This is a genomic window from Bacteroides sp. AM16-24 (genome assembly GCF_003471885.1).
Lineage (GTDB): Bacteria > Bacteroidota > Bacteroidia > Bacteroidales > Bacteroidaceae > Bacteroides.
Genome location: NZ_QRKI01000008.1, coordinates 78,864 through 96,913, shown reverse-complemented (window position 1 = coordinate 96,913; position 18,050 = coordinate 78,864). Strand labels below are relative to the sequence as shown.

Genomic DNA, 18,050 nt, shown 5'->3' with positions numbered 1-18,050 from the left:
ATTAGTAATAGCTGATCATAAAATAAGAGATAAATTATCATTGATGTGCCAAGTTGTTTTTTAAGCGTTGCCAAACTACAAGAACTTTTGCTATCTTTGTGTCGTTAACGGATTAAATAATATAGTAGCAGGAGGATAGCAGATGGATCCACAGAAATACATAGTACCCGGCAGAAAAAGACTTCCCTACGGCATGATGAACTTTGCACTCATCCGTCGCGAGGACTATTATTATGTAGACAAAACTCATTATATCCCCCTGATAGAACAGGCAGACCGTTTCTTCTTTTTTATCCGTCCCCGCCGCTTCGGCAAGAGCCTGACGCTGAATATGCTGCAACACTATTACGACATACGCACCCGTGACAAGTTCGAAGCTCTTTTCGGCGACCTATATATCGGACAACATCCCACACCGAGCCGCAACAGCTACCTGGTGCTCTATCTCAATTTCTCCGGTATCACCGGTGAACTGAACAATTATCGTAAAGGTCTGGACGAACATTGCCAAATCTGTTTCGACTACTTCTGTGAAGTATATGCCGACCTCTTGCCCGAAGGTATCAAAGAAAAATTGGATGAAAAAGATGGGGCCGTCAACCAATTCGATTTCCTCTATCATGAGTGCGAACGTGCCGGACAGAAAATGTATCTCTTCATCGATGAGTACGACCACTTCACCAACGCCATCCTCGCCGATCCCGAAAGCCTGCATCGCTACACCAACGAAACGCATGGCGAAGGCTACCTGCGCGCTTTCTTTAATAAAGTAAAAGCAGGAACTTATTCAAGCATCGAGCGTTGCTTCATCACTGGCGTCAGCCCTGTCACGATGGACGACCTTACCAGTGGCTTCAACATCGGAACAAACTACTCCCTCACGCCGAAATTCAACCGGATGATGGGATTCACGGAAGAGGAAGTGCGCGAAATGTTGACCTATTACTCGACGAACAGCCCCTTCAAGCACACCGTGGACGAGTTGATAGAAATCATGAAACCGTGGTATGACAACTATTGCTTTGCGCAGGAATGTTACGGTGAAACCACGATGTACAACTCCAACATGGTGCTTTACTTCGTCAAGAATTATATTGACAATGGCAAAGCACCGCTAAACATGGTGGAAGAGAACATCCGCATCGATTACGAGAAACTGCGCATGCTCATCCGCAAGGACAAAGAGTTTGCCCATGACGCCTCCGTCATTCAGACTCTGGTGAGTCAAGGCTTCATCACCGGTGAACTGAAGACCGGCTTCCCTGCCTCCGGCATCACCAATCCGGACAACTTCGTGAGTCTGCTCTACTATTTCGGAATGCTCACCATTAGCGGCACGCACGAAGGAAAAACGAAACTGACCATCCCCAACCTAGTAGTACAGGAACAACTATATACTTATCTCTTGAACACCTACAATGATGCCGAACTGAGTTTCAGCAGTTACGAGAAGAGCGAACTGGCAAGCCGTCTCGCTTATCGGGGTGATTGGAAAGCCTACTTCGACTACATCGCCGACTGCCTGAAACGCTACGCCTCGCAACGCGACAAACAGAAAGGCGAATTCTTCGTTCACGGCTTCACCCTCGCCATGACTGCACAGAACCGCTTCTACCGCCCCATCTCCGAACAGGACATCCAGGCGGGCTACGTCGACATCTTCCTCTGCCCCATGCTGGACATCTACTCCGACATGGCGCACAGTTACATCGTGGAACTGAAATATGCCAAATACAAAGATCCCGAAACTCATGTGGAGGAGTTACGTCAGGAAGCAATTGCCCAGGCCAACCGCTACGCTGATACGGATACGGTAAAGCGTGCTATCGGCAGCACCCGGCTACATAAGATTGTGGTGGTGTATAAAGGCATGGAAATGAGAGTGTGCGAAGAAATTCTTCCTCCTACTCATTAATCGCGCCACACCCCGGACAGCGTCCTTTCTTTTTGAGTTTCTGTCCGCAATTACCACAACGATAGCGATAAACAACAAGTGTGGTATGCATCTTTTTCATAAAAATCCAAATGAAAGCGACAAGGAAGGCGTAGCCAATATATATCTGTGTAGTCAATATAAAGAAGAAATAGCAGAAGATGCAGCAAGATGCCAGGCCCAACAAATAGAACATAGCGGCAGCAGGCGAAAGCTGGCGGAACAAATCATCGAGCACTGCCAACAACACTATGATAAACAACCAGATGCTCAGCAAGAAGATCGAAAGGATAAACGGCACTTTGAAAGGAGAAAGCGTAGGATTAAAGTAGAAGTGTTCCCACGTTTCGGGCACAAAAACTTGCATGGACTCGTACACAGTGGCACTGAATGCCATCAGCAGGCAAAGCAACAACGGATACACACTATCTATATCATTGAAATAAACCATCTTCAACTGTTTGCGACGGAACAAGCGAAGCATCCAGGCACCCACAAACAATGCGAAAATGACAACGAAATACGATGCATGCGTATCACTGAACAAATAAATGAATTGGGAAATACTATCCGTCGGCACAAAAGCCTGCATCATCTCCCGCTCACCAATCCAGCCTTGTATCTCCTGAGTATGGGCCAGCTTCACCCAGACACTATCCACACTATCCGCCGGATGAATGGCAAATTCGGCCACTACCACACGATCTCCTTTGTAAAGGGTATTATAGCAATCTTTCACCGGTAGACAGGCAAGCACAACAGAATCTTGCACCACTTCCAGATTGGTGTTCAGCGTATAGTGGCGGTCATAAAGGTAAGTCAAAGAATCGCGGGTCCCAGCGCTCATACCTTCATCATCCAGGTTGGGACGGGAATAACGGCAAGAAAGAAAACTAAAACACAAGAATAAAGAAATCCAAATAAGTGCAGACCTGCGCAGAGAAAAGAAACCATATACTCTACGCAGTCCTATGCTGATTCGCATTTCTGAACCATATTTCACTTCCTTATTCCGCATAAACCTTCATCTGACAATTTTTACAATCAAACTCCAGACGGAAACGCTTACCATCGGTTCCCAACAGGTAATAAGGTTCCCGATAAGGCGAACGCCCTTTTTGGAAAGTAGGACACCAGCCCATACTATATCGCAAGCAATGCTTGCAAAACATCAGGACAGCACCCGGAACAGCTTGTTTCTCATAGGCCGGAGCCACGGAAGCAATGCCGTGGTCAGTATAAAAAGAAGCGGCACGAGTGTTCATCACATTGCCGAGATACGTCAATGAAGTTCTGGAAGCGACTGATTTATGCGAAGTATCCGGAAGCGGGAAAGGATGGACGGTCGGTTTCCAGACAGCCAGTTCCTGACGGTAGTTGATGCAGCGGGCAGTAATAAGTTTTTCTATAATCTGGCGCCGCCATTCGGCTACGACGGAAGCAGGAAGAAACCAGTTGCCGGAAAAATGAATTTCAATGGCGGAACCAGTTCCGGGCGAGTGATGATTCACCCCTACAGGGGAACAAGCTTCAAAAGGAGTGTTTCCTAATTTGCCGAGTTGTGTACGCAGATTATCCGCCTGCAGTGTACGGGCAAGTTCTTTCTGATAAGGGAAAGAAAGGGTTACACTATTATCATCCTCATCTGTAGCAGTCAGGGTAAAGCCGAAGGCGGTATCTGCCAAAAGCAAGGATACGGAAATCTTTCGTTCGGAAGACTTACGTGCCAGCAGCTTCTCAAATTCCTGATCGTAGTTACGATAAAGCACAGTACGCTGACGGATACGGGGCATCTCACCTGCCGGATAGAGTTTATTCCCGTCCACACGGTTGATACGGAAACCTTGCAGACGTCCCTGCTCATCGATATAACAAACACCGTCACCGTTATTGAATGATTTCAATCCGGCTACTGTAAGGTAGTTTCCGCGTTGTTCCTTCATGGTTCCCATCTCTTCACCGAGGGATTTCGGAGTATCGAAAGAGAAAATTTCCTCACTGCGTCCGTGCAGGAAGTAATGCGTAAATCCACGACTAAAACTTTTATCTAACTGGGGACGGAAGGTATAATTACAAGTACCGGAAGAAGCCCGGGCGTATTCTTTACGACGTGTAAAGATAGCATCCAGCTTTTGGCGGTAGGCAGCCGTAACATTCTTTACGTAAGAAACATCTTTCAGACGACCTTCTATCTTGAGCGAAGTGGCACCTGCATCAAGTAACTCTTCCAAGATATCACTCTGATTCAAATCTTTAAGGGATAGCAAATGCTTATCACGTACAATTACTTTTCCGTCGGCATCCACCAGACTGAAAGGCAAACGACAGAATTGCGCACATTCTCCCCGATTGGCACTACGTCCGAAACAAGCCTGGCTGACATAACATTGCCCGCTATAGCTAACGCATAGTGCCCCATGTACAAATACTTCCAACGGCACTTCCGGACAGGCTTTATGAATATGGCTGATTTCCTGCAAAGAAAGTTCACGTGCCAATACTACTTGTCGGAAACCAGCTTCTGCAAGGAAACGCACTTTCTCCGGTGTACGGTTATCCATTTGCGTACTGGCGTGTAGAGGGATAGGCGGCAGATTCAGACGGGTAATTCCCATATCCTGCACAATGAGTGCATCGACACCCGCACGATACAAATCCCAAATCATAGCTTCCGTTTCCGCCAGTTCTTCTTCCTTCAGAATCGTATTGACAGTTACATAAATCCGGGCATTATATAAATGGGCATGCGCCACCAAAGCAGCGATATCTTCCAGTGAGTTACCGGCAGCCGCACGCGCACCAAAGCGGGGCGCACCGATGTACACTGCATCCGCACCGTGATTGATAGCCTCGATACCACATTCCAGATTCTTGGCAGGTGCCAACAATTCTATTTTCCGTTGCTTTATCATTCTATTCAGTTACAAGTTACAGGCTACAAGCTACAACTAGCTACGCGCTATCATACCGAACGGTACTTGTAACTCGTAGCTTGTAGCTTGTCACTTATTTTATATCGTTAATATTGTACGGAGTTTCCTGATAAACGAAATAGTTCAACCAATTAGAGAACAGCAGATTGGCATGAGCACGCCAGCGTACCATCACACCTTTGTCCGGATCATTATCCACATAGTAATTACGAGGTACTTCAATGGGCAGACCTTTATCCACATCCCTGCGGTATTCCGTATCCAGCGTTAATGGAGAGTATTCCGAATGTCCGGTGACAAAGAACTCACGTCCACCACGTGCTACCACCAGGTGTACGCCTGCATCTTCCGATTCCGAAAGTAAAGTAAGTTCAGGCACTTTCAAGATATCTTCTTTCCGTACTTCGGTATGGCGGCTATGAGGTACATAGAACATATCATCAAAACCACGGAAAATAGCATGCAACGGATCTAAAGGACGATGCTCGAATATGCCGAACATTTTCTTATCCAACGCATACTTGGGTACTCCGTAGTGATGATAAAGTCCGGCCTGTGCAGCCCAGCATATATAAAGGGTGGACGTGACATGCGTACGCGCCCAATCGAATATTTCCATTATTTCATCCCAATAGGTCACTTCTTCGAAATCCAGTTGTTCTACAGGGGCACCGGTGATAATCATACCGTCGTACTTCTCACCACGCATTTTTTCAAAGTCAGTATAGAATGCCCGCATGTGTTCTACAGGCGTATTCTTCGATGTATGACTCTTGATTTTCATGAACGAGATTTCCACCTGAAGCGGTGTATTGGAGAGCAAACGCACAAGATCTGTCTCTGTGGTAATCTTCAAAGGCATCAAGTTCAGGATAACGATGCGCAACGGACGGATGTCCTGTTGCGTGGCGCGGGAGTTGTCAATAACAAATATGTTCTCTTCTTTCAGCAACTCTATCGCCGGCAGCTTATCAGGTAAATTTAATGGCATAAGTTATCAGATTATCTTTAATTTAGAATACAAAGGTACGTGATAATTTTGAAATCTCCCGCGAAAGAATGAAAATGTAGAGCAATTTCAAGTTATTTATCTTCTTCATACAAAGCATTATAGATAAAATTATCAACAAAAAAGCATCTTTCCTTTCATGTATTTAAAATATTACTATACCTTTGCCGCCCGTAAAGTTAATGAACATTGAAAAACATTAAGATGGAATAGAGCCGGAATTCAAGCGTGAATTCACTTAATTAGCATCCCAAAGCCACTGACTTTCCTATACCAATTATGGTTCTTACCCACCCCAGATATTCCGATGCTTTAATTAACACATTAATTTGAAATGCGACAGTCGTGTTTCACAAAAAAACATATTATTATGAACAAAACAACTATCAAAAACAACAGACTGACCTTTTTCTCATTCTGTATCATTTTCTTATTTAGTTCTTGTGTTAATAAATTAGACTCAGAAACTTCTCCCGATGCTGTTCCCGGCACTATTCCCATCAATTTCACTACAAAAGTCAGTAAAGCCGATACACGTGTGACTAATACTGCCTTTGAAAAAGGAGATAAAGTAGGTTTATATGCAATGCTTCCATCTACTCCAATTACAGAAAAGCGCTACATTGACAATTTACAACTGGAATGTGGGGAAAAGAATGTATTCATCCCTGAAAAGACCGTTTTCTATCCGGCAGGAGATGCAACACTCAATTTTATCAGTTATTACCCCTATCAGTCAACCGGAATAAAAACAGGCCAATCTACCATTCCTGTATCTGTACAAACCGACCAAAGCAGCACAAAAGCTCTCTCCATATCCGATTTCATGATAGCCTCCGAGAAAAATGTAGAAAGCAGCGAAGATGCAGTCGTACTTCATTACAAGCATAAGTTGACCAAGATAAAAATCACAATCACAGCCGGTACTGGGGAAGATATAACAAAGATATATAAAGCGAATCCTCAGATTATCGCAGTAGGTTTCAAGACCAAAGCAGAATATAATACTGATACGGATAAGTTTATAAATCTGACAGAGGAAGCAGACATCATCCCATATGGTGAATGGAACATAGTAAAAGGGACTTTAACAGGAAAAGAATTCATCATCATACCACAAGACGCTGATTCCGAAGCTCAATCCTTTATAATGGAATGGAATGGAAAATTATACACCTGTCCAATGCCAGAACTAAATATGGCAGGAAGCAAACAATGTCAAATTGATATCGAAGCTATGCAAACAACCAGTCATTTTCTTACCGGAATAACCAGTACAGTTGAAGACTGGCTGGCTGGAGATAGCAAAGATACGAACAACAGCGGCAGCATCACAACCGTTCATTTGGCTGCACTTACTTTTTCTCAATCGAACATATATAGAATCTACCACGAAGGCAAACCGATAGCGGAAGTTTGTAAAGAATATCTAAAATCTGATAAAATTACTTCAAGAGCAATTGTTGCATACCCGGTCAAAGAAGACGAAACAAGCGATCTGAGCAAAGGCACTGTTTTAAACTTTCAAGATGATAAGAGAGCGATATGTGGAGGGACCATACAGTGGAATACAGACGATAGCTCCTTTATTTATACAGAAGGCAATCTTCAATCTGTTAATAAATTCTACCTCAATGAAAAAGGGGAAATCTTGCTGGAAGAAACGAATAATCCTATCAGCATAGATATAGTCAGCCATACCATTAGAGATATAAGAAAAGGAGACTCTTATGAGTATCCAATCGTAAAAATAGGCACTCAATATTGGATGAGAGAAGATTTATGTGCAACGGCGTACAGGGATGGAACCACACTGAACAAACAAACTCAGTTAGGAGAAGGTGCAGGATATTTCAGACCTCAGAATACAGAAACATATCTTTATAATGGAGAAGTTATTCTTGACGGAAACTTGGCACCCGTAGGATGGAGAATTCCAAATAGTGATGATTGGCAAGCCTTAAAAGGATACACCGAAGACAACGCTTCGATACTAAAAGCCGGAGAATGGGAAGTTTTTGGTGAAGACGGCACTCTTGACGAAGGCTCTAATCTAACTGGTTTCTCTGCATATCCTGTAGGAATTTGGGGAGTAGGGAAAAATATATGTCCCAAACAAATAGTGTGCTATTGGACACTTAATGATACAGATAACAGCATACCTGAGCGAACTGTCAGTTTTACAGGAAGCGATGCAAAATTTACTTCTGCGGCAACTCATATCAATGATGGAACTTACTATAAGGCCTTTTCCATACGTTGTATAAAAGAATAGCCGGATAAAAAAAAGCATATCTCATTTCTTTTTCGTATTTTTGTTCCCAATGTACAAATAAGTTTTGTTCACTGAACAAAGACAACGAAAAAGAAATGAGAATTATCGACCTGATACATAGCAACGAGAAGACAGCTTTCTCTTTTGAAATACTGCCACCGCTGAAAGGCACAGGCATCGAAAAGCTGTACGAAACCATAGATACTTTACGGGAGTTTGACCCGAAATACATCAATATCACCACACATCGCAGCGAATATGTGTACAAAGATCTGGGAAACGGTTTGTTTCAGCGTAATCGCTTACGCCGCCGTCCTGGAACTGTTGCCGTAGCTGCCGCCATCCAAAATAAATATAATATCACTGTAGTTCCGCATCTTCTTTGCAGTGGTTTCACCCGTGAAGAGACGGAATATGTACTGCTCGACTTGCAATTTCTGGGCATCACCGACTTACTGGTATTGCGTGGAGATAAAGCAAAACATGAGTCTGTTTTCACCCCCGAAGGCGATGGTTACCATCATGCCACAGAATTGCAAGAACAAATCAACAACTTCAATAAAGGCATCTTCGTAGATGGCTCGGAAATGAAAGTGACCAACACACCATTTTCCTATGGTGTAGCTTGTTATCCCGAGAAACACGAAGAAGCTCCCAATATTGACACTGATATCTACTGGCTGAAAAAGAAAATGGAAGCCGGTGCAGAATATGCCGTCACACAGCTTTTCTACGATAACCGGAAATACTTCGACTTCGTAGAACGTGCCCGGAAAGCCGGAGTCACCATTCCCATCATTCCCGGTATCAAACCATTCAAGAAGATATCTCAAATCAGCATGATACCCAAGACGTTCAAAGTGGACTTGCCCGAAGAACTGGCATGCGAAGCGATGAAATGCAAAACGGATGAAGAAGCCAAACAAGTAGGCATCGAATGGTGTGTTAAGCAATGTAAGGAATTAATGGAACATGGAGTACCCAGTATTCACTTCTATTCCATCGGTGCAGTGGACAGTATAAAAGAAGTTGCAAAGCTGGTATACTAAGACTGCAGCCAAGTAACATGAGTTGTAATTTATAAAACCATATATAATATCGTGTTTTTCAAAGAGGTAATAGGACAAGAAGCAGCCAAACAGCGACTCCGGCAGGAAGTGCAAGAGGGACGTATTCCTCATGCTCAGCTCTTCTGCGGTCCATCGGGAGTGGGAAAACTTCCGTTGGCAATGGCTTATGCCCGTTACATCTGTTGCCCGAACCGTACAGATACAGACGCCTGTGGCACTTGTCCCTCCTGCATAAAGTGGAATAAGCTGGTACATCCGGATGTACACTTCGTCTTTCCCATCGTAAAAAAAGGAAAGAAAGAAGTGTGCGACGATTACATAGCTGACTGGCGCCACCTGGTGCTGAACAGCCCTTATTTCAGTCTCAACCACTGGCTAAATGAGATGGATGCTGAAAACGGACAAGCCATCATCTATGCAAAGGAGAGTGACGAGATAGTACGTAAACTCAGTCTGAAATCGAGCGAAGGTGGCTACAAAGTTACTATCGTCTGGCTACCGGAGAAAATGCACGTAGTTTGTGCCAATAAGTTATTGAAGCTTTTGGAAGAACCTCCCGAAAAGACAGTATTCTTATTGATATCCGAAACTCCGGACATGATACTGCCGACAATCCTGAGCCGTACGCAACGTTTCAACATCCGTAAAATAGAAGAAACGGATATTGCCAACGCCTTGCAACAGAAATACGGTGTACGTCCTAATGATAGTTTCACCTTGGCGCATCTTGCCAACGGTGACTTTATCAAAGCATTGGAAACCATTCACCTGAACGAAGAAAACGAACTGTTCTTTGAACTCTTTGTCAGCCTCATGCGTCTTTCCTATCAACGGAAGATACGTGAAATGAAGCAATGGAGTGAGCAACTGGCAGGCATGGGACGCGAACGACAGAAGAACTTCCTGACATACGCCCAGCGTATGATACGCGAGAATTTCATCTATAACCTGCATTGCAAAGAGATGAGTTACATGACTTTGCCCGAACAAAACTTTGCCACCCGCTTCGCCCCTTTTATCAACGAACGGAATGTAATGGGAATGATGGATGAATTGAGCGAGGCGCAGATACATATTGAACAAAATGTAAATGCAAGGATGGTCTTTTTTGATTTTTCATTGAAAATGATAGTTCTATTGAAACAGTAGAAATCAGATATATAGTAGTAATCTCAATCATAAATAAAAAAATGGATTTTAAACTACATAACGGAAGCGGAAGTCTCTGCTGCAAAAGTTGCGGCAGGCAAGACAAGCAGCTGAATACTTACGACTGGCTGGCCGACATTCCCGGAAACGGAGAAGAAAGCGACCTGGTAGAAGTTCAGTTCAAGAATACCCGCAAAGGATATTTCCGCAATAGCAACCATATACCTCTTGAAAAGGGCGACATCGTGGCCGTAGAAGCAACGCCTGGACATGACATCGGTGTAGTGACCCTAACCGGACGCCTTGTTCCGCTGCAAATGCGAAAAGCTAACATCAAGTCTGAGGCTGATATCAAGCGCATCTATCGCAAAGCCAAGCAGGTAGATATGGACAAATATAATGAAGCCAAGGGACGCGAGCATGACACCATGATACGTGCCCGGCAGATTGCCCTCAACCTGAATCTCAACATGAAAATCGGTGATGTGGAATATCAGGGAGACGGCAACAAAGCTATTTTCTATTATATTGCCGACGAACGTGTAGACTTCCGCCAGCTGATCAAGGTATTAGCAGATGCTTTCCATGTCCGTATTGAAATGAAGCAGATTGGTGCACGCCAGGAGGCCGGACGAATCGGTGGCATCGGTCCTTGTGGACGCGAGCTCTGCTGTGCCACCTGGATGACTTCCTTCGTGTCAGTATCCACAAGCGCCGCCCGTTATCAGGATATTTCTCTCAATCCGCAAAAACTGGCAGGACAATGTGCCAAACTGAAATGCTGTCTCAACTATGAAGTGGACTGCTATGTGGAAGCTCAGAAGCGTCTTCCTTCCAGGGAGATCGAGTTGGAAACCAAAGACGGTACTTTCTATTTCTTTAAGGCAGATATTCTGAGCAATCAGATAACCTACTCTACCGACAAGAACATTCCTGCCAATCTGGTAACAATCAGTGGTAAGCGTGCTTTTGAAATCATCGGTATGAACAAACGGGGTACTAAGCCAGAAAGTCTTATAGAAGAAGCACGCCAAGTGGAACCCAAGAAGCCGATAGATTTGTTGGAACAGGAAAGCTTAACCCGCTTTGACCGCAGCCGTAAAGGTAAAAACGGTGGAGAAAATAACGGTGGCGGAAATGGAAACGGCGGTAATAACAACCGCAAGAAAAAGAAAAAAGGAAATCCGAATCAATCCGGAGATCAACAATCCAGACCACGCCCACAAGGTGAGCCCAGACCGCAAGGTGATCAGCCCAAACCACAAGGCGATCAGCGACGGGGAGAGCAACCCAGGCGTAACAAACCCAAGCGCCCCAACAATCCACCCAGACCACAAGGAGAGAAACCAGCCGGAAATGAAAAACCTGCTCAAGAATAAAACATCTCTCCTGAAGAGTTTAATACTACTGTTCATCGCAGGCTTCCACACAGCCTGCGATGAACAGACTGTATATCATTCTTTTCAATCCCTGCCAACAGAAGGTTGGCAGCGGAATGACACACTATTCTTCAATGTTTCGGTTACAGACTCCGCTACACTCTACAATGTATCCGTAGAAGTGAGAAACCGGAACAATTATCCTTATCAGAATCTGCCCTTACTCATCTACTACGACAGTCCGGAAGCCCTAAATATCAAGCGGGATACATTGGAACTGCGACTTGCTGACAATGCAGGTATTTGGTTAGGAGATGGCTGGGGCGGGTTATATCAATCAACTCTCCCAGCAGGCTTCGTTCGTATTGGAAAAGCCGGGGAATACCGCTTCAAAATTATACACCTTCTACCGGACGAAGTTCTTCCCGGCATCAACGATGTAGGAATCAAATTAAAACGCTGACAGTCTCTTTTTGCGTCCTGCATCAATCCGCAGAAAGATGAACAGCAAGATAGTGAATCCCCAAAGCGAAGAACCGCCATAACTAAAGAATGGCAACGGAATACCAATCACAGGTGTCAATCCCAACACCATACCTACATTAATAAATAAGTGGAACAGGAATATACTAACGACCGAGTACCCATAGACTCGACCAAAAGTAGACGGTTGCCGCTCCGCCACAGCAATCAGACGGAGTATTAATATAAGGAATAAGAGTAGCACGGCAGTAGAACCTATAAATCCTTCTTCTTCACCTACCGTACAGAAAATGAAATCTGTATCTTGTTCGGGTACATATTTCAGCTTAGTCTGAGTACCGTTCAGGAATCCTTTCCCTGTCAAACCACCGGAACCGATAGCTATCTTCGACTGGTTGACATTGTATCCGGCACCAGCCAAATCTTCTTCCATGCCTAATACCACCTTGATACGTATCTGCTGGTGAGGCTCCAATACTTTATTAAAGAAGTAATCACTGGAATATAAGAAACCGATAGAACCGATAGCAAACATACCTATCAAAAAATAACTAAGATGACGTTCACTTAACGAAAGGAAAATAAGATACCCAACTACCAGCATACACAGTCCCCATTGCACCCAAACCAAATTAAACGGAGTCACATATTCCGATATAAAATAAGCGATTAACAACACTCCAATGGTAACTAACAATATATTACGTACCGGTTCCCATTTCTTTTTATAAACCCATACCATTCCTGCTGCAGACAGCAAGACCATCGAGAGTACGGCAAACTCTCCTATCGGCGTCGGCGTATCGGCAATAAACACCTGATCAAAACGAATGCCTACCACAAAGTAAACTACTGCACACAACCCGGAAAACAGAACCACACCCGGCATCCCCTCCCGATACAGAACCAAAAAGAAAGCAGTATATACCAATGCGGATCCAGTCTCTCGCTGCAAGATAATAAGCATCATCGGGAACAGAATAAGAAAAACCATCATCCAGATATTCTTCCAGTTCTTCATGGTGAACGAATAGGAATTCATATACTTGGCCAACGCCAGTGCCGTAGCAAACTTGGCAAACTCCGCCGGCTGCAAACTTACTGGCCCCATAACCAGCCACGACCTCGATCCCTTCGTATCAGGAGCTATAAAGATAGTAACCACAAGTAATATGGCAAGTGCTATATAAATCAGATAGGCAAACATATCATAAATATCATCTTCAAGCATCAACAGCACAAACCCTAATCCGAAAGAGCAGATGATCCAAACCAATTGTTTGCCTGCACGAGTGGAGAAATCCCAGAAGTCGCGGTCACCATAATCATAGCTTGCCCCGCAAACGCTGAACCAACCGAATGCAATCAGAATCAAGTAAACACAGATTGTTACCCAATCCAGTGATTTCCATATACTATCTCTCCTCGTCACCATACATTATCACACGATTACTCATTTCTTCCGCTCTTTCCTCACTGGCAGGCGAAAGTTTTCCATTCAAATACTGTTCCATCATTAAAGCACCATAAGGTACTCCGTAGGTTGCCCCCCAACCACCATTCTCCACATAAACAGCAATAGCGATCTTCGGCTTGTCCATCGGGGCAAAACCTATAAATGCAGAGTGGTCATGTCCGCGGTTCTGTGCCGTACCTGTCTTTCCACAGACTTCTACACCCGGCAGGATCGCCCCGGCTATACGGCAAGTAGCACTTCCGGTAACTCCCGTAACGGCAGCCCGCATACCTTCTACAATTTCTTCATAATAAGAGCGGTCAATAGAAGTGTAACGACGTTCCCGGTAGGTACTATCCAATTCTGCATCCTGAATATCCTTCACGATATGCGGAGTCACAAAATAACCACGATTGGCAATGGTAGCTGCTAAATTTGCCATTTGCAAAGGTGTACTTAAAACTTCACCCTGACCGATAGAAATACTGATTACCGTCAATCCATTCCATGATCCACGATAGGCCTTATCATAAACACCTGCATTTGGAATAAATCCGCGTTTCTCACCCGGCAAATCCGTTCCCAGCTTATAACCAAATCCTTGAGAAACCATGTGATCTTTCCATACAGTAAGTGCATTCTGCGGCGAACCGTATTTCTTATCACCAAACATGCGATAAAGCCCCCAACAGAAATAAGCATTACACGAAGTGGCAATTGCCGGTATCAACGGAAGTGGAGATCCATGTCCGTGACATCCCACACGCAGGCCTCCATAAATAAATCCATGAGAACAGGGAAACGATGTGGACGGCTGTATGATACCTTCTTGTAAGAATGTCAACGCCTGGGCTGTTTTGAAAGTAGATCCCGGAGGATAAACACCCATAATCGCACGGTTCAACAACGGCTTCTGTTTATCTTTCTGCAACATATTATGGTTTTTCCCACGCTGACGTCCGATCATCAGATGCGGATCAAAATTAGGTGCCGATACCAGACATAAAATCTCCCCCGTTTCCGGCTCAATAGCCACAATAGCACCGATTTTATTCTTCATCAGACGCTCACCCAACATCTGCAAATCAATATCCAATCCCAATTTCAGGTTCTTTCCCGGTATCGATGGCCGATCCAGTTTACCATCCATATAATGCCCCTGAATACGCCCGTGCGCATCACGAAGCAAAACCTCTACCCCCTTTTCACCACGCAGGTATTTCTCGTATGACTTTTCTATACCTTGCTTACCTACATAATCACCACGGATATAATAATCATCAGCCTCAATATCTCTCATTGAAACTTCACCGATATCCCCCAAAGCATGCCCGGCAGCATTATAGGTATATTGCCGGATAGTACGCCTCTGAATATAAAAACCCGGAAATTTGAAAAGCTTTTCCTGGAATACACCGCACTCTTCCGCTGAGAGTTGCGTCATAAACACTTGATGCGTATATCTGGAATAACCGGGATTCATCCAACGGTTCTTCACATCTTTCATTCGCTTCAGCAACTGCTCTTTCGTAATATTCAGTGTGCGGCAAAAATCGAGAGTATCCAGTTCCGTCACCTCTCGCGGCACGAATGTGATGTCATAAGCAGGTTGATTGAACACCAGCAACTTTCCATTACGGTCATAAATCGCACCGCGTGAAGGATACTGGATTTTATTGAGGAAAGCGTTACTATCTGCGTTCTTCTTGTAAGTATCAGTCATGATCTGCAACACAAAAAGACGCATGATATAAATGATAACAATCACAATTGCTACCCCACCTATCACTAATTTCCGCTTTTCGAGTGTATAATCTTTTGCCATCTTACTTCTTCTTCACTCCTTCTATAGCCATGATACAGGTTACAGTCAGCAACGCACTTGCCACAATTCTCAGCAGCAACGTTCCGATATGGGCGAACGAAAAGAACTCTATGGTAAGTAATATTGCATGATGAATAAAAACGCTAACAATCAAATACTTCAGGAAAGGAACAATCCCCATCGACTTAACCGAAGGAACTATATTTTCAAGCGTATCCCGCGGTACAAACAGACGTAGGAAAGTAGGGCGTAAGAAAGCCAGAGCCACCGTAGCCGCAGCATTCATACCCGGTGTATCCGAGAAGATATCCACCGTCAATCCTAGGAAAAACGCCCACAGCATCAAAGCATTCCGCGGCGTTTCCGACTCGAATTTCAGTATGAGATAGATATATAGAAAAGGAGTGGCATATCCGGCAATATGCACATTATTCAATATCAGTACCTGCAATAGTACCAAACCGATAAACCAACCTATTTTATGCAGATAATTGAGAACCAATTTGATTTACAATTTTACAATTTACGATTGAGGTTACTCCCCTATCATTTATCACTCCTATCACCTTATCACTCCATCACTTCTCCTCTTCCTTCTCCAGCGCTTTCTGCTCCTCTTGTCCGGTACGGGCAATTACCCGCACATTGCTCACCTTACCGAAATCCGTAGCCAGTTTTATCTTCAACAGATAAGAGAGACCGTCGTGAGAATCGGACATATCATCCACCGTTCCCACCATGACTCCTGCCGGAAATACTGTGGAATAGCCACTTGTCACCACCGTATCACCCAAGTTGAACTCTGCATGGCGAGGTAAGTCCTTCAGATATGCAAAGCGAGAATCTCCATATTCCCACTTCAAATAACCAAAATACTCGCTGCCTACAATCTTGCAACTGATACTCGATTTACTGTTCAGCAACGGAATAACGGTAGAGTAATGCGGAGAAGTTTTATAGACAATGCCCACTACTCCATTAGCATCCACCACACCCATTTCCGGACGGATGCCTGCAGACGAGCCTTCATCAAGTGTAATATAGTTATCCACCCGGTTCAAACTGTTTTTGATGACATTCGCCTTGAATATTTGGTATTCTTCCGGTTCAAGCCGTTCCAGACTATAGAGCCGCACAGAGTCCATTCCTTTATTATTCAATGTTTTCTCCAGGAATGCCACTCGTTGCTCCAGCCACATATTACGGTCGAGCAAGTCCTCATTGACAGATTTCAGATGGAAATAAGAAGTTATAGTTCCCGAAACATCGTAAACTTTCCCCGCCACACTATTGGCCGATGTGAAAAACACACTCTGCTGATAGTAATTGAAGCGGAACAATAAAACAAAACTGGCTGCCTCTAACAGTAGAAAGAGGAACCAGTAGTTGTATTTAATAAGAAAGTTCAGTAAATTTCGCATATGCCTTTATTACCGCATCAAGAATGAGAAACGATCCACATTCTTCAGCGCCACACCCGTACCTTTGGCAACAGCGTGCAGGGGATCTTCGGCAATGTGGAACGGAATGTTTATCTTATCAGTCAAACGCTTATCGAGTCCACGGAGCAATGCACCACCACCTGCCAGATAAATACCGTTGTGCACGATATCGGCATACAATTCGGGAGGTGTATTTTCCAATGCATTCAAGATAGCTGTTTCAATCTTTGAAATTGATTTCTCCAGACAGTGCGCTACTTCCTGATAGCATACAGGCACTTCCATAGGCAGAGCCGTGATACGGTTCGGACCATGAACGATATAATCTTCCGGAGCATCCTCACCCAGTTCGGTCAAGGCAGCACCTACATTGATTTTAATACGCTCGGCCATACGCTCGCTGACCTTCACATTGTGTTGACGGCTCATATACTCCTGAATATCAGCAGTCAAGTCATCACCCGCAATGCGGATGGAGTTGTTGGCTACGATACCACCCAAGGAGATAACGGCAATTTCCGTAGAACCACCACCTATATCCACAATCATGTTTCCTTCCGGAGCTTCTACATCGATACCGATACCGATAGCGGCAGCCATGGGTTCAAAAATCAGGTAGACATCACGTCCACCGGCATGTTCGGCAGAGTCGCGCACGGCACGCAGTTCCACTTCAGTACTACCTGAGGGGACACCGATAACCATACGGAGTGAAGGAGAAAACAGACGGTTGCGATTATTCACCATCTTTATCAAACCGCGTATCATCTGCTCGCAAGCATAGAAGTCGGCAATTACACCGTCGCGAAGCGGACGGATGGTACGTATGTTTTCGTGGGTCTTTTCGTGCATCATCTTTGCCTTATCACCCACGGCAATCATCTTATCGGTGCGACGGTCGAGAGCTACCACCGAGGGCTCATCCACCACAATCTTACCATTGGTTGTAATAATGGTATTGGCAGTACCAAGGTCCATCGCTATTTCTTGCGTAAAAGAGAATAATCCCATATTCTAAATGTAGAATTAAGAATGAAGAATTGAGAATAAGAATTCCACTTGACAGCGATTCTTCATTCTTAGTTCTTCATTCATC

The 18,050-nt window shown here is 44.4% G+C and carries 14 protein-coding genes; 6 read left to right on the top strand and 8 right to left on the bottom strand.

Going from position 1 to position 18,050, the window contains the following annotated elements; translation table 11 throughout:
* Window positions 1-142 precede the first annotated feature (142 nt).
* On the top strand, window positions 143-1,915 hold the full coding sequence (locus DW182_RS11255) for an AAA family ATPase (RefSeq protein ID WP_118295578.1): 1,773 nt from the start codon (window positions 143-145) through the stop codon (window positions 1,913-1,915).
* Here DW182_RS11255 and DW182_RS11250 read toward each other — a convergent pair.
* From DW182_RS11250 to metA, 3 genes are all read right to left on the bottom strand, one after another.
* On the bottom strand, window positions 1,905-2,951 hold the full coding sequence (locus tag DW182_RS11250; RefSeq protein ID WP_118295577.1) for a hypothetical protein: 1,047 nt from the start codon (window positions 2,949-2,951) through the stop codon (window positions 1,905-1,907). The two genes, DW182_RS11255 and DW182_RS11250, sit on opposite strands and share 11 nt — an antisense overlap.
* The gene (locus DW182_RS11245) at window positions 2,941-4,845 is read right to left on the bottom strand and encodes a U32 family peptidase (protein WP_118295576.1); all 1,905 of its coding nucleotides are present in this window, start codon (window positions 4,843-4,845) and stop codon (window positions 2,941-2,943) included. The genes DW182_RS11250 and DW182_RS11245 overlap by 11 nt, the downstream gene beginning before the upstream one ends.
* Before the next feature lie 94 nt (window positions 4,846-4,939).
* On the bottom strand, window positions 4,940-5,857 hold the full coding sequence (metA, locus tag DW182_RS11240) for a homoserine O-succinyltransferase (protein ID WP_118295575.1): 918 nt from the start codon (window positions 5,855-5,857) through the stop codon (window positions 4,940-4,942).
* A 388-nt stretch (window positions 5,858-6,245) separates the two neighbouring features.
* On the opposite strand from metA, the gene DW182_RS11235 reads away from it, so the two are divergent.
* The 5 genes from DW182_RS11235 (at window position 6,246) to DW182_RS11215 (ending at window position 12,211) form a co-directional block, all read left to right on the top strand.
* Window positions 6,246-8,150, top strand: a complete 1,905-nt coding sequence (locus tag DW182_RS11235; RefSeq protein WP_118295574.1) for a fimbrillin family protein — start codon at window positions 6,246-6,248, stop codon at window positions 8,148-8,150.
* Between the two features lie 95 nt (window positions 8,151-8,245).
* Complete coding sequence (gene metF / locus DW182_RS11230; protein ID WP_118295573.1) at window positions 8,246-9,199, top strand: methylenetetrahydrofolate reductase [NAD(P)H]; 954 nt, start codon at window positions 8,246-8,248, stop codon at window positions 9,197-9,199.
* 51 nt (window positions 9,200-9,250) lie between these two features.
* A complete protein-coding gene (locus tag DW182_RS11225; protein WP_117707944.1) occupies window positions 9,251-10,369 on the top strand; it encodes a DNA polymerase III subunit delta' in 1,119 nt (372 codons plus the stop codon).
* 41 nt (window positions 10,370-10,410) lie between these two features.
* A complete protein-coding gene (locus DW182_RS11220; RefSeq protein WP_115502036.1) occupies window positions 10,411-11,748 on the top strand; it encodes a regulatory iron-sulfur-containing complex subunit RicT in 1,338 nt (445 codons plus the stop codon).
* Window positions 11,726-12,211 (top strand): gliding motility lipoprotein GldH, encoded by a 486-nt coding sequence (locus DW182_RS11215; RefSeq protein WP_115502037.1) that lies wholly within the window; start codon window positions 11,726-11,728, stop codon window positions 12,209-12,211. Before DW182_RS11220 ends, DW182_RS11215 begins: the two co-directional genes overlap by 23 nt.
* Here the strand turns inward: DW182_RS11215 and rodA are convergent.
* The 5 genes from rodA to DW182_RS11190 form a co-directional block, all read right to left on the bottom strand.
* Complete coding sequence (gene rodA / locus DW182_RS11210; protein WP_117707946.1) at window positions 12,200-13,666, bottom strand: rod shape-determining protein RodA; 1,467 nt, start codon at window positions 13,664-13,666, stop codon at window positions 12,200-12,202. The genes DW182_RS11215 and rodA overlap by 12 nt on opposite strands.
* Window positions 13,647-15,512, bottom strand: a complete 1,866-nt coding sequence (mrdA, locus tag DW182_RS11205; RefSeq protein WP_007667574.1) for a penicillin-binding protein 2 — start codon at window positions 15,510-15,512, stop codon at window positions 13,647-13,649. The genes rodA and mrdA overlap by 20 nt, the downstream gene beginning before the upstream one ends.
* Before the next feature lies 1 nt (window position 15,513).
* Window positions 15,514-16,014, bottom strand: a complete 501-nt coding sequence (gene mreD / locus DW182_RS11200) for a rod shape-determining protein MreD (RefSeq protein WP_007667576.1) — start codon at window positions 16,012-16,014, stop codon at window positions 15,514-15,516.
* 76 nt (window positions 16,015-16,090) lie between these two features.
* A complete protein-coding gene (gene mreC, locus DW182_RS11195) occupies window positions 16,091-16,933 on the bottom strand; it encodes a rod shape-determining protein MreC (protein WP_007667578.1) in 843 nt (280 codons plus the stop codon).
* Between the two features lie 9 nt (window positions 16,934-16,942).
* Entirely contained in the window at window positions 16,943-17,965 is a 1,023-nt protein-coding gene (locus DW182_RS11190) for a rod shape-determining protein (RefSeq protein WP_007667579.1), read from the bottom strand.
* Between the last annotated feature and the right edge of the window lie 85 nt (window positions 17,966-18,050).

Bases quoted from the DNA above. Each gene is read 5' to 3' on its own strand.
- DW182_RS11255 (WP_118295578.1), top strand. From the start codon at position 143: ATGGATCCACAGAAATACATAGTACCCGGCAGAAAAAGACTTCCCTAC.
- DW182_RS11250 (WP_118295577.1), bottom strand. From the start codon at position 2,951: ATGCGGAATAAGGAAGTGAAATATGGTTCAGAAATGCGAATCAGCATA.
- DW182_RS11245 (WP_118295576.1), bottom strand. From the start codon at position 4,845: ATGATAAAGCAACGGAAAATAGAATTGTTGGCACCTGCCAAGAATCTG.
- metA (WP_118295575.1), bottom strand. From the start codon at position 5,857: ATGCCATTAAATTTACCTGATAAGCTGCCGGCGATAGAGTTGCTGAAA.
- DW182_RS11235 (WP_118295574.1), top strand. From the start codon at position 6,246: ATGAACAAAACAACTATCAAAAACAACAGACTGACCTTTTTCTCATTC.
- metF (WP_118295573.1), top strand. From the start codon at position 8,246: ATGAGAATTATCGACCTGATACATAGCAACGAGAAGACAGCTTTCTCT.
- DW182_RS11220 (WP_115502036.1), top strand. From the start codon at position 10,411: ATGGATTTTAAACTACATAACGGAAGCGGAAGTCTCTGCTGCAAAAGT.
- DW182_RS11215 (WP_115502037.1), top strand. From the start codon at position 11,726: ATGAAAAACCTGCTCAAGAATAAAACATCTCTCCTGAAGAGTTTAATA.
- rodA (WP_117707946.1), bottom strand. From the start codon at position 13,666: ATGGTGACGAGGAGAGATAGTATATGGAAATCACTGGATTGGGTAACA.
- mrdA (WP_007667574.1), bottom strand. From the start codon at position 15,512: ATGGCAAAAGATTATACACTCGAAAAGCGGAAATTAGTGATAGGTGGG.
- mreC (WP_007667578.1), bottom strand. From the start codon at position 16,933: ATGCGAAATTTACTGAACTTTCTTATTAAATACAACTACTGGTTCCTC.
- DW182_RS11190 (WP_007667579.1), bottom strand. From the start codon at position 17,965: ATGGGATTATTCTCTTTTACGCAAGAAATAGCGATGGACCTTGGTACT.